This is a genomic window from Vibrio sp. 10N.222.55.C6, assembly GCF_041473395.1.
Lineage (GTDB): Bacteria > Pseudomonadota > Gammaproteobacteria > Enterobacterales > Vibrionaceae > Vibrio > Vibrio crassostreae_C.
Window position 1 is genome coordinate 16,475 of sequence record NZ_JBFRSD010000016.1, and the last position, 14,569, is coordinate 31,043.

The 14,569-nt window shown below is 42.8% G+C and carries 6 protein-coding genes and 2 pseudogenes; 3 read left to right on the forward strand and 5 right to left on the reverse strand.

Annotated features, from left to right (window positions below; translation table 11 throughout):
* Nucleotides 1–159: 159 nt before the first annotated feature.
* The 3 genes and pseudogenes from tssH to AB4486_RS12435 all read left to right on the forward strand — a co-directional run.
* A complete protein-coding gene (gene tssH / locus AB4486_RS12425; RefSeq protein ID WP_372117266.1) occupies nucleotides 160–2,853 on the forward strand; it encodes a type VI secretion system ATPase TssH in 2,694 nt (897 codons plus the stop codon).
* Nucleotides 2,840–4,223 (forward strand): annotated as a pseudogene (locus AB4486_RS12430) (sigma 54-interacting transcriptional regulator); the annotation flags it as partial. The gene tssH and the pseudogene AB4486_RS12430, both read left to right, overlap by 14 nt.
* Before the next feature lie 80 nt (nucleotides 4,224–4,303).
* Nucleotides 4,304–4,468: pseudogene (locus tag AB4486_RS12435) on the forward strand (helix-turn-helix domain-containing protein); the annotation flags it as partial.
* An 83-nt stretch (nucleotides 4,469–4,551) separates the two neighbouring features.
* Here AB4486_RS12435 and AB4486_RS12440 read toward each other — a convergent pair.
* The 5 genes from AB4486_RS12440 to AB4486_RS12460 all read right to left on the reverse strand — a co-directional run bounded on the left by AB4486_RS12440 (nucleotide 4,552) and on the right by AB4486_RS12460 (nucleotide 14,544).
* Nucleotides 4,552–9,321, reverse strand: a complete 4,770-nt coding sequence (locus AB4486_RS12440) for an OmpA family protein (protein WP_372117268.1) — start codon at nucleotides 9,319–9,321, stop codon at nucleotides 4,552–4,554.
* Entirely contained in the window at nucleotides 9,318–10,454 is a 1,137-nt protein-coding gene (locus AB4486_RS12445; RefSeq protein ID WP_017097120.1) for a hypothetical protein, read from the reverse strand. Before AB4486_RS12445 ends, AB4486_RS12440 begins: the two co-directional genes overlap by 4 nt.
* Before the next feature lie 81 nt (nucleotides 10,455–10,535).
* Nucleotides 10,536–11,894, reverse strand: a complete 1,359-nt coding sequence (locus tag AB4486_RS12450) for a hypothetical protein (RefSeq protein WP_372117270.1) — start codon at nucleotides 11,892–11,894, stop codon at nucleotides 10,536–10,538.
* 1,232 nt (nucleotides 11,895–13,126) lie between these two features.
* Nucleotides 13,127–13,405, reverse strand: a complete 279-nt coding sequence (locus AB4486_RS12455; protein WP_372117272.1) for a hypothetical protein — start codon at nucleotides 13,403–13,405, stop codon at nucleotides 13,127–13,129.
* Nucleotides 13,406–13,446: 41 nt separating this feature from the next.
* Complete coding sequence (locus AB4486_RS12460) at nucleotides 13,447–14,544, reverse strand: hypothetical protein (RefSeq protein WP_372117273.1); 1,098 nt, start codon at nucleotides 14,542–14,544, stop codon at nucleotides 13,447–13,449.
* Nucleotides 14,545–14,569 lie beyond the last annotated feature (25 nt).

The window sequence follows — 14,569 nt, forward strand, 5'->3', positions numbered from 1 at the left end:
TATTATTTTTAACGGGATTTTAAATATTAGTCAGATAAAAAGCCAAAACAAACAATAAAAGTAACCAATAAACAATAGTAAATTCATCACCGAATAAAAAACCAGTTATCAATTTTAGTATAATTGCTGCATCCCATATACATAACTAATAGAACTAAAATGATAAATATAAACCTTTCCTCTTTAATACAACGTCTGCACCCTATTGTAAAAGTCGCTTTAGAGGATGCCGCTGCATTAGCCGTATCGGAAAAAGCCAATGAAGTGCAAATTGAACACTATCTATTAAGCTTATTAGAAAGGCCAAATAGTGATTTTGATATCTTATTAAGTCATTTCGATTGCTCAGAGACCATTTTAAGGCAATCCATTCGTTCGACTTTAGATACCAACACAACAGGCAACGGCAGCAAGCCCGTTTTTTCTTCGCTTTTAATCGAATGGCTTCAAGAAAGTTGGTTGGTCTCATCTTTAGATCTATCCGAAACTCAGATTCGCTCTGGCGCCCTACTTCTTACACTCGTGAGTAACCCACTACGCTATGGTCAGCACGGCTACGCTTCAATCTTAGACGGTGTAAACCCAGATACCTTAAAGCGTAACTTTTCTGAACTCACAACAAACTCTCTAGAATCTTTAGCAACGACATCAGAAAAAACCGACGCACGTGAAGATGGTTCGGCATTAAGTAAATTCACCACCGACTTTACCGGCAAAGCAAGAAAGGGCGAGATCGACCCAGTATTCTGCCGTGATCAAGAAATCAGACAAATAATCGACATATTGGCGCGACGCAGAAAAAATAACCCAATCGCCGTAGGTGAGCCGGGAGTTGGTAAAACAGCGGTGGTAGAGGGTCTTGCATTAAAAATTACCGAAGGAGATGTGCCAGACTGCCTCAAAGGTGTTGAACTATACGGCCTAGACATGGGCTTACTTCAAGCGGGGGCAAGTGTTAAGGGAGAGTTTGAAAAACGCCTTAACGCAGTACTAGATGAAGTGAAGAATTCACCGACTCCAATCATTTTATTTATAGATGAAGCTCACACGCTAGTTGGGGGAGGCAATCAAGCTGGAGGCAGCGATGCTGCCAACCTACTTAAACCCGCTCTAGCACGTGGTGAAGTAAAAACAATTGCTGCCACCACATGGTCTGAATACAAAAAATATTTCGAAAAAGATCCAGCTCTGGCGCGCCGTTTCCAACTGGTAAAACTTGATGAGCCGTCGGCTACTCAAGCAGCATTGATCATCCGAGGCTTAAGACCAGCCTATGAAAAATCACATAACGTGTACGTACGTGACGACGCAATCACTGCCGCAGCAAACTTAGCTGATCGTTACATCACTGGACGCCAACTGCCAGATAAAGCAATCGACGTGTTAGATACGGCTTGTGCTCGCGTCAATATTAGCCTTAATGCAACACCGGCACCTGTCGAAACATTGCATCAAGAAATTGCAGCTGCGAACCGCGAACTCGAAGCTCTTGAGCGTGACCAACTGCAGCAAACCGGTGACAAACACAGTGCCGCTTTAATTCCTGATCTAAAAGAGAAGATTGAAAAGGCCACCGAAGAACAAGCTACCCTTCAAGTTCAATGGAAAAAAGAACAATCTCTTATTCAAGAAATCATTGAACTGCGTAGCCATCTTTATAGCCTTACTACTCCTTCGACTGAAGAAGACCGTGATCCTAAAGCTGACAATGCGCTTCAAGACAATGAAGCACTAACAAATGACAAGCCAAATTGTCATGAATATTCTGAAGAGCAGACTCGCGAAGCTATTCAATCTTGTAACGAGCGTTTAGATAACGTGCGCGGTACCAATCCACTCGTTCACTACGAAGTGGGTCCCGACGAAATTAGTCATGTAATTTCTGATTGGACAGGCATCCCTATGGGTAAGATGCTTCAAGATGAGTCGCAAGCGACCTTAAACTTGAAGCAAAACCTAATTCAAAACATTAAAGGCCAAGAATTTGCCATTGATGCGCTTGCTGAAGGTATTCAAACCGCAAAAGCGGGATTAGGTAACCCAGATGCACCAACGGGCGTTTTCTTATTAGTTGGCCCAAGTGGTGTAGGTAAAACAGAAACCGCTCGCGCTATCGCCGACCAAATGTTTGGCGGTGAGCGCTTCATGACCACTATCAACATGTCTGAGTTCCAAGAGAAACATACTGTGTCTCGCCTTATTGGTTCTCCTCCTGGCTATGTAGGTTTTGGCGAAGGCGGTATGCTAACCGAAGCAGTACGTCAGCGCCCTTACTCTGTTGTTCTTTTAGATGAAGTTGAAAAAGCAGACCCAGAAGTACTCAACCTGTTCTACCAAGTGTTCGACAAAGGCACGCTAAATGATGGAGAAGGTCGTACCATCGACTTCAAAAATACACTCATCATCATGACGAGTAACCTCGCGACACATGAGATTGAGTCTTTGGTTCACCAAGCGAAAGACATTGATGCCAATATCGTCGCTGAAGCCATTCGCCCAACGTTGAATCAACACTTCAAGCCAGCCTTGTTGGCTCGTATGTCCGTGTTGCCATTCCTTCCACTTTCAGACGCAGCAATGACTGATATCATCCATCATAAACTGAAGAAAGTGTCTGAGCGCCTACAAAGCCACCACAAACTGGCACTTTGCTATGGTGATAACTTAGTGGAATTCGTATTAGGCAACTGCCGCCTTGCAGAGACGGGAGCTCGAAATATTGATGCCGTTATTAACCGTCAACTATTGCCGCAGCTTTCGACTCAACTACTGGTGAATGACAAGGATGATTCACATACTCAAATTGAAGTTTCTGTGGACGAGCAAGGAACTCTAACCTATGCGTTCAGCTAACCATAGTGAGCTTAGTAACGCCCTACTTGCGATCAGCCAATCTCTGGCTGATCGCAGCCAGTTAGCTCAAACTTTGGATGCCGTTCTCACAGCAGCAAGGCAAATGACTTTCGCGAAACATGGCATCATTTACGTGCTTGACCAAACCGGTCAAGCCTTGATTCCGAGCACCGCACACCACCATGAAAAAGTCATTGCCTCACATCCTTGGGAGCCTCTGCAGTTAGACACAGTAAGTGAAGCCGACCCATTCAACTTCGCCGTACGTAACGGCGAAGTTGTCTTGATCAATGAGCTATACACTTATAATGGTTATGACTGCGAAGGCATCTATCAAACCGAGCAAACGTTAGGTCTAAAAAGCAACAACTTACTTGCTTGGCCATTGATTGATGATGAAGGCAAAACCATTGGATTATTGGTTTTGCTCGATTTAAGCGTTATCGATAACGAAACCGCACTTACCGAGTTTTGCCGAATGGCGGCAAGTAATATTCGCCATGCCATTTGGTTAGAGCAATATGGACAAGTGATTAAGAGTTTAAGCGCCGATAACCAAGCATTGGTCCGTGAAAATACTCAGCTAAAAAAGCGGACAAAGAAAACCTATCAAGGTCCGATCGCTGAAAGTGAAGAGATGGTCAATGTATTGAGCCGACTTGATAAGGTGCTCTCTCTGCCTGTCGACGTCTTACTAAGAGGCGAGACAGGTGCGGGTAAAGAAGTCATTGCAAAATACATTCACGAAAACTCGAATCGTTCAGATCAAGCATTAATCGTTCAGAACTGCGCCGCAATTCCTGAACAACTTCTGGAATCCGAACTTTTCGGACACAGAAAAGGGGCATTTACCGGTGCAGACAAGGACAAAGTTGGCTTATTTGAAGCAGCAAACGGTGGCACCCTGTTCCTAGATGAAATTGGCGATATGCCAATGCTACTTCAAGCTAAACTACTGCGTGTGCTGCAAGAACGTAAAGTTCGTCCTGTTGGTGCCAGCAAAGAAATTGAAGTGGATGTCAGAGTCATTGCAGCGACACACTGTAATTTAATGCAGCAGATTAAAGACGGTGGCTTTAGGGCCGATTTATTCTATCGCTTGAATGTTTTCCCTATCACTTTACCACCACTGAGATCCAGACAAGCGGACATTATCCCACTTGCTGAGCACTTTGTTCAGCACACCACGACGATGTTAGGGTTGCCTCAATCACCGGGATTGAGTGCTAATGTGAGAAACCAACTACTTACTTATACCTACCCCGGTAACGTGCGTGAGCTTAAAAACATCATTGAGCGATCGGTTTTATTATCAGATTTCGAAACTATTACTCAGATTGAGTTTGGTGAACAGATCCCTGAAGACGTAGAACACCATCAAGTTGTTGCTCCAGCTACATCGGCAATTCAAACCACGTTCGAACCTGAACCTCTAGGAGATGACGATGTCGCAGTTGGCCTAAAAGAGGTCGTCAGCCAATACGAACGTACCGTAATTATTGACTGCTTAAACTCTTGTAATTGGCACACGAAACGAGCGGCAGAGCAACTGTCGCTTCCATTAAGTACGCTCAATCACAAGATGAAGAAATACGATATTTCTGCGGCGGGTTGAGGCAAAGAGAAAACAATTACAACAGAGTGTTCAGTCAGTCCGATAGAAACAAAAAAACCGCCCGAAGGCGGTTTTTTTTATTTTTATATTGGATTATCTAATGACTTTTCTAAAGGCTTAGGAGCTTGAGTGACTGCTGGTTGTTTCTCTATCCAGTGTTTCAGCCATTTTTTCCGTTCCGAGTCTTCGTACTGTTTCCACGTTTCTGACGCTGACTTATCCACACCATTTTTTGTTGGTTCTTTAAAAATAAGCCATGGCATATCACTAAAGAAATTACCAGCAAGAGCTTTATCTGAGCTTAAAGACGGTAATGACACAACGACATCTCTTCCTTTGTCGTAATCATGTGTGCCATCTACATCAACTTGGTTCAAGTGAGTAACAGACAGTTCAAGGTTCGCTTTGCCTCCGATGACTCCTCCAAATGGCCTTAGACCTTTTAGCTGCGCGCCCGTTGGCGCAACATAACCCAAATCAAACTTCATACAATAGACTGTATAGCTTGTGCCTTTTTGTAAATCATTCTCTTTCTCTAAGCTAGCCACAGCTTGATCAATAAAGATTTTCATCGCATTGATCTCACTGCGATTCTTTTCTGACGATGATTTCGTCAATTCCCAAGAACCATTATCACAAGAAAACTCACCAACATGGTGCATGTCTGAAAAGTACCTAGGACCCTTGACCAACTTACCTTTATTACCTTCTAGTCCCAGTTGAATAGACATATTCACTGAGCCCCAGTCCATTCGTGTCGATTCGTACGCGTCTTTATTATGAGTATCACCCAATAACAAAACGTACATACTCGCGGGGTCTTCTTGTCCTTTGTTTCCCCATGAAAACCCATCGCGTCGAATATTGTGAGCTGAGTTAATCCATTCCTTACTTTGGAAGAAGTTAAGTCCTGAAGATTGAGTTTCGATAGCGACGACTTGTTGCTTTATCCCTTTGATGACTGGAATAGAGTTCTTCTTACTCTTAGCATTCATTAAGGTAAAGCTCTCGACCATAAGATCTTTCTCACGCAAAAGTAGCGCCTTCTCACCGAGATAAGTATCAAGCAACACTAACTTCGTTTCGGTACTCAACACTCCAACTTTTAACTCATCTGGCAAGTCGTCAAAGTCTTTACCTTGTATGTAATCCGCAGGCAGGTAGAAATTGACATCCCCTTTCTTTTTCCTAATCGATAGGCTGTAACGCATGTTTTGAAAGCCGCCGCCTTTTACATAGCGCTTAAATGAATCGGTTTCAGAAAAATAATCACTTGGGTTCCTAGCTTTTGCACTTCCAGAAGCAGCAAGACTAAATATCGCGTCGGCAAACAGTAGCTTAGACTTGGATGTCATCGGCTTCATTCCATCAATCATCACACTACCGAAACGATAGGATGGACAATGGTCGATTGCAATCAATGTTGACTCTTCATTGACACCTTGTTGTTTATAAAACTTAGCAATTTCACCATTTGGGTCAGTTTCAAAATCAGCGACCTTTTTAGGTAACATCCAATCTCTGAAAGCGGGACCATTTATGTTTTCAAGACCGTCTACTCGGTTATAGCCTACGGTCACTTCCTGAGCGTATTTGTGCGCCTTGGTGAGCACTATCTGAACTTTAACTTTATCGTACGGCCCTATATGACCATTATCTGATTGTTTGATCCAACTATCATAAGGTAGCCAATCGGGCTTATCCGATTCTTGAAAGCGCGCCGATTTAATTAAGATTCGACAGAACCCTATCGCTTCTTTTTTTAGTTCACTATCTTGTGGGTTAAATGCCTGAGTAAAGTTTTCAAACATGCTTTCTTCTGGGTGTTCAAATAGCATCGTTTGAACAGGGAAAACTCGATTAAAAGCCCCTGAAGCTTTATTGTTATCCCCAACTTGATACCAAGAGTAAGCATTCATCCTGCTGTTCTCAGAGATTGGTGCCGGCCAATATTGTGAAGCCGCAGGCATTTTTTCAGCCAACGCGTCATAAAATTGATTTTCACACTGGTTCTTCCAATTGGCAGCCATAGTATTTCCTTTAATCGTATGAACTGACCAATCATCTCCTAGAATGTAACGCTCAATATAGTCTTTTACTTTATAACGCTTCACCAAAGATTCAAATGACACCAATGAATCGGCATGCGCTTTAACACCAAGATCGGCGAGTAGTAAAACCAAACCATTGATTGCCAAAGCTCTAAGCTGGTAGCGCTTTAGCAACTCCTTTCTAGATTCTTCACTCTCGAAGTGAGCGACAAGCTCTTTGTAGGAATTGATTTCCTTCCTTTCTAAAGCAATATTACTTTTACGTAGTTCTTTAAGTAACTCAATATGAATATTGGATAATCGTTCCAATTCACGCTTCACATTATGCTTTTCATTCAGCTCATTCAACAAGGAGTCCAGTAGCGCATGGTCGATCATTTTGACAGCTGAAATGGCAGCTTTTGTTCCTTCTTTAGCTACAATTACCCCGCGAGCAACCGGAGCAACAACCGGCACATAAGAAGCGACATCAACCAAACTATCGAATACCGCCATCCGTAATTCGGCTTCAAGTTTGTCTTCTGTACTCATTGCGATTTCAAGAGCTAAACGTGAACGTTCCATCGCTTGTGAGCCATAACGGCTAGGATGGAAATACACATCGAAAGATTGCATATATATGCGTATGACGACTCGTCGGTTCTGTTTTAAGTTTGGATTATTACGGTCAATTTTTTCGCCTTCAACTGGAAGATAGATAGGTCGGCTTTCCCCAAACGCCTCAATTGAAATTCGGTCTTTAAAAACAGAAGATACCTTTAACAGCAGAGCTTTCGCATTTTCCGCTCTATCTGCCGCCACCTGCATGTTTTTTTCAGCGGTATCGACTTGGCATGCATGCCCTTCGACCTCAACCCTTAAATTTGATTCCGCTTCTAACACCTCCGCAAGTGCGGAACCTAGCTCCATGAACACAGCTTCGTTTTCTTTTAGTTCAGTTTCTTTAGAATTAAATTCGAACTTGATTCCAATCCCTGCACCGCGAGAGTCATTCACCATGTAGGCTGTGATTTGTTCTTTAGACTTCTCGCGCGCCTTTTCTAGAGCCTGATCAATCTTATCCTCTTGAGCGGTGTTTCTGGTTTTCCAAACAGGGATATGTTTTAGGTAATCATCAGCGACCTCACCTGTCGCCTTGTCTGCCGTTTCTACTTTTTTGCCCTGCTTTAATACCGCCTTGGCTTTGTTAACCAGGTCGATGCCACTGGTCACTGTACCAAACGCGTTAACCCCAATCGATGTTCCCCCAGTAAGCCAGGCTTCAGCAACTCGCCCTGCCACCACTTTTCGATTACCCATGGCGGCTTCCATTGCCGTGGAAAATGTATTCGTTCGTAGCTCCGGAGTATTAAGCACTTTTGCATGGAGCCATGGTTTCCACCCAACACTTACCGTTTGAGGAGAATGTAATTCACGCAGGGTATCCAGGGCAGCTTTAGTGCTATAAATACCATAGTAAAGTTCTCCAGCGGCTTTCATCGCCGGTGGCATATCTGTTTTCACGGTATCCCAATAGAGTTTCGAGACATTATTAAACACCGCTTGCCTGCCATCACTATCGAGGGTTTCTTGCAGGCTACCACTCATCAGCCCTGCACCTAATTGTGCAGACACATCTCGGATATTCTTAAGTAGTGTGAGACTTCGAGATGCTGGTGTATTGGCTGCTGCTCCTTGTGCATTACCATGAAGGTAGTGCTTCATGTTGCTGAAATACTGCGGGTATTGATAAATCAAAGATTCTTCTAAGGAAATCATATCGCCACTGACAATGGCGAATTTACCTAATGGCGTGCTAGAAGAAAAAGAGATATGTTCACGTAATTCGTATGTGTAAGCAGTATCTAAACCATCGTCATACTGCTCAATATTGGCGTTCTTAACAAAATCAGGAATCGGTTTATCCATTTGACTTGGTATAAATTCTACCCGAATACTGTAAAGCCCTTCATCAAACGCCGCCGAATCTATATAAAACAATGCGCAAGGGTATTGGTTTTGATCAATATTCTCTGTCTTTTTGGGCAGCACAGCTTGAACTGTATCCCCAACTTTCTCATACTTGCCTTCGTCGGTTCCTTTGCCATTCCCAACTTTAAACTTATACAAACTAACTGAAGCGTTTAAATACCCTTCATCCGAAAAAACGATTGCACAGCTAGAAACAACAGGTAGAACAAAGCCCTTAAGTGGTTGCTTGAGAGCACGAACTTCTTCGTACCACTTGTTGTATGCTGCGTTCTCTTCGCTCAGCTGACCGTTTGTATCTTCTTGATAAGGATCTGCCAATTGATCTGTGCTGATCTCAGTTAGTGTAAGTTGAACTTCGCTGTTATCCAATTGACCACTAAGCTTTGCAATTTCTACAGCCAACTCTTTAGGTGATAGCTCTGCAAGTGAGGCAATAAGTGGCAATGATGGGAAACGAAAATTGAAAGTTTGTTCACCCCCTTTTGGTAAGTCTTTGCCTAAGGAATGAATAGGACATTCTGGAGAAAGTACTTCAAACACCCCATTTTTATCCGGCTTCCCATTACCCAGTGAGCATAATTTAAACTCTTGGTTGGTCGCCCAAAGTGCTGGGTTATCGCTATTTGTTAGGTTTAGCATTGGCACTTTTGCTAACGGGCGAACATTAGTTATTTCCTGATTGCCAACTAGGCTAGTTTCTTTATGCCAGGTTGGATAAGTTACTTTGTCTTTCTGTTTTTCCCCTTCTACTCTAGATGCGGGAAAATAAGTGCCAAACAAATAATAATTAGCATGTAATGGAATGACACTACATGATTCAACAGGGTTCATAGTTCATCTCCTGTTACAAAATCACCATTGTTGGCAAAAGCATTATAAAGAGAAGATAGGTCTGCACTGTGACCGCTATTGGTCTGTTTCCATTTTAAATAAGGACCAAAGTGTTTTTCTTCTGTTAGTTTACTAACAACAACTCGAGCTGCTCCTTCATGAATATAATTCGCATCTTTGCCCAAAACTTCAAAATAGCGAAACTTGCCCATTGCTCGTGGAATTATTTCTTCCGATTGGAAGGACTTGTTTTTTACATCTATTAGGTAGCGGTGTGTTCGCGTCTCAGCCCAGACATACCGACCTGTCGGGCTTATAGATTTATTCCTAAAACGTGCAACTGCCACCTCACTCGTTTCATCAGGAACTACGCTATATAGCCATTCATCTTGCGATTCATCATATACTCCAACCCCTAAATCCGAAGCAATTACCCGCTTCCCCTGATAAATCACAGAATACTCGTTAAACTCTGTTTCTACTTGTCGCTTAACACCAGTCGCTAAGGTGTACTTCCAGTCTCTAAATTTATCAACGTAGTAGAGGTAACTGCTGTCTTCCGCCCAAAGGAATTCTGGATAACCGCGAGAGCGACCTAGCTCGATATACTCGCCCGTCTTGAGATCTTTAATGACCTTAAACATCCCTTCTTCGGCGGAATACGCCAGAGCTAAGTAGCGATTGTTTGGAGACATCCGCATTAACCGAACCATACCGCCAAATTCATCTGCGACTAAACGTAAGTCAGTACCATCCGTTTTGACACTCCATACTTTGTCTCCTATCTCATAGAGATCTTTCGAGTCACCTCGTCCATTATCCCAACGGAACACCACTCTAGGTAAATCATAGGAATCTTGGTTGCTAATGTCCTCTCGTGGCCACTCTTTAGCTTTTCGAATGGTATATTTAGGTTTACCCGTTTCTTTATCATAAATAACGTAATTATTTTCGGTAATGTAAACACGACCATCATCCCACTGCTGTGCATTTTTTAACGCAACAGGATCATTTTCAACGGTCTGAGGCTTCACCGCTTGTTGCTGCTCAGGTACTGTTGGTTCTACTGATTCGTTGTTGCATCCTGACAATACCAACAACGCAATAAGGCTTAAGCTATGACGTAGTTTCATTCGTTATTCTCTTTATAATTAGGAGTATTTGCATTTAGGTTAAGCAAATAGATAACATTCTTGATGTAATGGCATTGGCCGCTATTCGCTCGACTTATAAGCCAATAAGTCGGCAATGGGTGTCTGGTGAATTATAACGGTTTGGTTATCACGATTTTGCCTGCTGTTACCCAAATAGCCACGCACTAGATCGACCTTTTCAACTTCAACTGGCCAGCCAGAGAAGCTAATTAACCTAGCCCCTTTGTCTGTTTTTGCACACTGACGAAGCGATACACGTTGTGACCAATCACCATCACACTGCTTGAGCTCAAAATAATCGTCTGACTCATCCAAAGTTGCATAACCGGGATATTCAAAAACAAGCTCTACAGGCTTGTTCAAATAAACAGCAGCCACATTTTGGTTTAGTTGACTTTGAAGGACCGCGTATTCACTCTGCTTATCACTTGCAGCGTTTGGCAAAACAGACAGCAATCGAGTGATCCCATCACCAGTTTTAAAGCTCTGTTCACTACTGTATGTCTCAAGATCGACCAATTTTGTCGCTTGAACTTCCGGAGCCGACGCTAGCTCAGATAACTGCCTGTGACTTAACTGATTCGAACTGTAAAACATATACACATCTTGAGGTTCACCTTGAACTTTGTACGGCACCCAGATATGAGGCAATGAGTAACCTTTTGCTTCCCTTCCTCCAGTGGTACCGTCGACTGGACTAACAAAAGTTTCAACTTTCATTGATATTGGAGGATCATACTCAGTCAAAACTATTTCAATTTCTTCCTCAACTAGATTGAATATGCGCGCCTCACCTGAACCGTTCAACATACCTTCACTTACGACCTCACCGTTTTGCAACACCTTAAAGGGTTCATAAGTATGTATAGCGCCTGTCTCAGAGTCCTCTATATGTATATCGGCATGCCTTCTTGGCCTAGAGTCGGTGGAAGTAACATTAATATCGATATCTGAAAAATAACCATTTCTTTCAATGACTAATTCACGCCATATTTCATTATTCCAAATAACATATACAAATCCTGAGCCGAACATTTCGGACGCCTCATCAGAATGATCACCAGTAGTGAAATGTAGTGGGACAACAGGTACCAGTATATTATCCCATTCGTCCATTTGACTTTCTTTATCGACAGGTTGTAGGTCTTCAGCCAATTTCAATAAAATTGGTTGTGGTCGGTCTTTACAAGGAATTTTGATATAGAGCGTTTTCCCCTCTACTTCAAGATCTTTAAATGTCGCGAGACTGCGGTGTTTATTTTCGGTATCGGCCTTGCCTACCGTGACTTTTTCTTTTTGAGCCTCAGTTTTACCCAACATCAAACATGCCGCATTGCTTGACCACTGGCCAGCAAACTCAACGACGATTTTATGCTCTGGGGAAGGTTCAACCGGCGAGAAGCTGTAGTGACGTGCCAAAGGTACATCATCGACAACTTGCTGGTAGTTGGCTTTGTGAACACGCTCTCCTGTGCCCTTACTTACCCTGTCGACATGTAACTTCAGCCGAGGGAAGCTTGCTAGTTGCTTACTCGTTAGTGGACTACGTCTCACATTGGATGAAAGACAAACCCAGTTCGCTTTTACAAGTTCTACTCGAATAGCATTGAGCAGGCTGTGGACATTTTTTTTAGCCGACGCAGTAATCTGTTGAACCAGAGTGCTTGGTAACTGAGCCAAGATGTTTTTAGGGGTGCGCGCACGCGAAAATAGCCCGACACACTCATCCGGTGTTAAGACATATTGAAGGTCGTTCGTACTGAGAGACGAACTAGATATAAATTTGCAAACTAAGTGCATTTGGATTCTCCACAACCTACAGGTATATATAGTTGCGGTGATAACTAAGCTGATAAGGCTTAAAAAACGATTTGGTTAAATAAATTCTACGCGTAATGCTTATAAATTTCAATAGATTAGAAGGAGTATCGTCAAAAACCATAACACTAGCAATAAAGCTAATTAAACAGGATAAATAGTCATTTCGTCTGACCAACTAAAAAGGCAAATCAATTTGAACGGATGTCACATAACAATCATTTCATTGCGTACTTAAGTAAATACTAACTAGACCAAACACATATCTGGTGGAAGCATTTCATCGATTTAGAAGGTTATATTGAGCATTTTCTCATCTGTAAAAAAGAAAAAAAGTGGGAATAAATTCCCACATAAACTTAGCCAATATAAATAGAATTTATTTTGGAACACTAAATTGGCTTAAAAGGGCGGTACTAAAGTACCAAAATGCAGAACACCACATCAAATAACGATGTGATATAAACACTATATATATTATGCATTTAATATCAAGATGGCACTTTTATAGAGATAACACCAAAAACTACTATGCAAAATATCTATACAATTGCCATTCTGATTACATCACCAGTTATATTAGTTATCTGACTAAAAATATGACTAAATAATGAAATAGGAAAAACAAAATAATTTTCATTTCAATGACTCAGCATCACTAAACTAATCAATATTAGTCACTGGTATACAATAATTTTCTTAATAAAATTGAGGGTAATAAAAATGATTAAGTCCACTGTGCATAATCAAATTCCTACAACCTGAGATACATTTGCAAAAAAGGTCTGCCGAATAGGCAGACCTTTGTCTAATCTTCCATATAGCGATTAGCGTTACGCTGCTAGTTTTGTGCCCTTGTCGTAAATAAGCAGTTGTCGTAATAAACTTGGCACTACGACCACTGCAGCGTTCACATCCTTATTTAATGTAAATGTAGATTCAACCAAAGTAGCATCGGCTCCAAGTGCATTGGCACCATGTAGTGACACCGTCACAGACCCACCTTCGATTGGATCAAGAGTCAGTTCATATTGCCAAACTCCGTTTTCACTAACCAGCACCTCAGCATCTGAAACTTTAACTCCCCCACTGTCTGTGACACTTAGGCTCAACTTATCACCTTCAGAAAAACGAACCGTAGTACCATCGAGAATCAATGTGGGTGACTCTGATTCGTTAACATCGTTACCGCTGTTGATCGCAGAGATGCTAATAGTTGGCGTAATCGGCAGCGAATGTGTGCTGTCTGCGCCCCCACGTTACCCAATAAGTCTTGGTAATCTTTCACCACCAAATCCACCGTCAAATCAGACGACGTCGCGACTAATACATCGACATTGCCCGTCCACACGCTGGCGTCCGCACTCTGCGTCAGCGAGATGACCGTACCACCTAACTCGGCACTGGCCGCTTGCAGCGCTTTATCGAACTTAAGACTGACCGATACGCTCTGACCTATCGCTTGGTGTTTTGGGTTAAACGTCACGCTCGTTAACGTCGGTACCGCTTGCGCGAGCGTAAAGCTTGCGCTTTCGCTTACTTGCACGCCTGCAGCGTTGGTGCCCGTCACAATAACGGTGTAGCTGCCGTTCGGTTGATCGCTGGTGTCCACCGTACTGCTCCAAGCCCCACCGCTTGCTACGGTCGTAACGCCATTTTTCAATACCGTCTCATTGTCTTGCGCTTTCACTGCCAGGCGAAGCTCTTGACCATCAAAACGGGTCGAGGTGCCTGAGAAGGCCAAGTTCGCGGCATTGCTGCCGTCCACACTGCCCACCGGTGTGATGTCCAACGTTGGCGTGATAGGCAGCGAGTGTGTGCTGTCTTGCGTGCCCACATTACCCACTAGGTCTTTGTATTGCTCTGTAATCAAAGCCACTGTTAATTCATTAGTATCAGGCACTCGAACGTTACCCTTCCAAACTTTCTTATCAGCCGTAGCAGTTAGTGAGTTGATTTGATTACCACCAAGCATGGCCGTTACTTCTTGTAATTCCTTATCAAATTCAAGGGCTACTTGTACATCTTTACCTACTTGCTGATGCATTGGATCAAATGTCACGCTAGACAGGGTTGGTAACACACCCTCAATCCCCAAAACCAAACTATCCCCTGTACCGGGGATAGTATTTACGCTTTCGTAACTATTATCACCGACTCGTATGGTTATGTTTTTGTTCTGTTTTTCAGGCGTTATGTAATTGACCGACCAAGTTATATTGTCTGTTGTACTCCATGATGCTTGCTTCAACTCGCCTGTATCATTGCCATCACTT

Bases quoted from the DNA above. Each gene is read 5' to 3' on its own strand.
- tssH (WP_372117266.1), top strand. From the start codon at position 160: ATGATAAATATAAACCTTTCCTCTTTAATACAACGTCTGCACCCTATT.
- AB4486_RS12440 (WP_372117268.1), bottom strand. From the start codon at position 9,321: ATGAACCCTGTTGAATCATGTAGTGTCATTCCATTACATGCTAATTAT.
- AB4486_RS12445 (WP_017097120.1), bottom strand. From the start codon at position 10,454: ATGAAACTACGTCATAGCTTAAGCCTTATTGCGTTGTTGGTATTGTCA.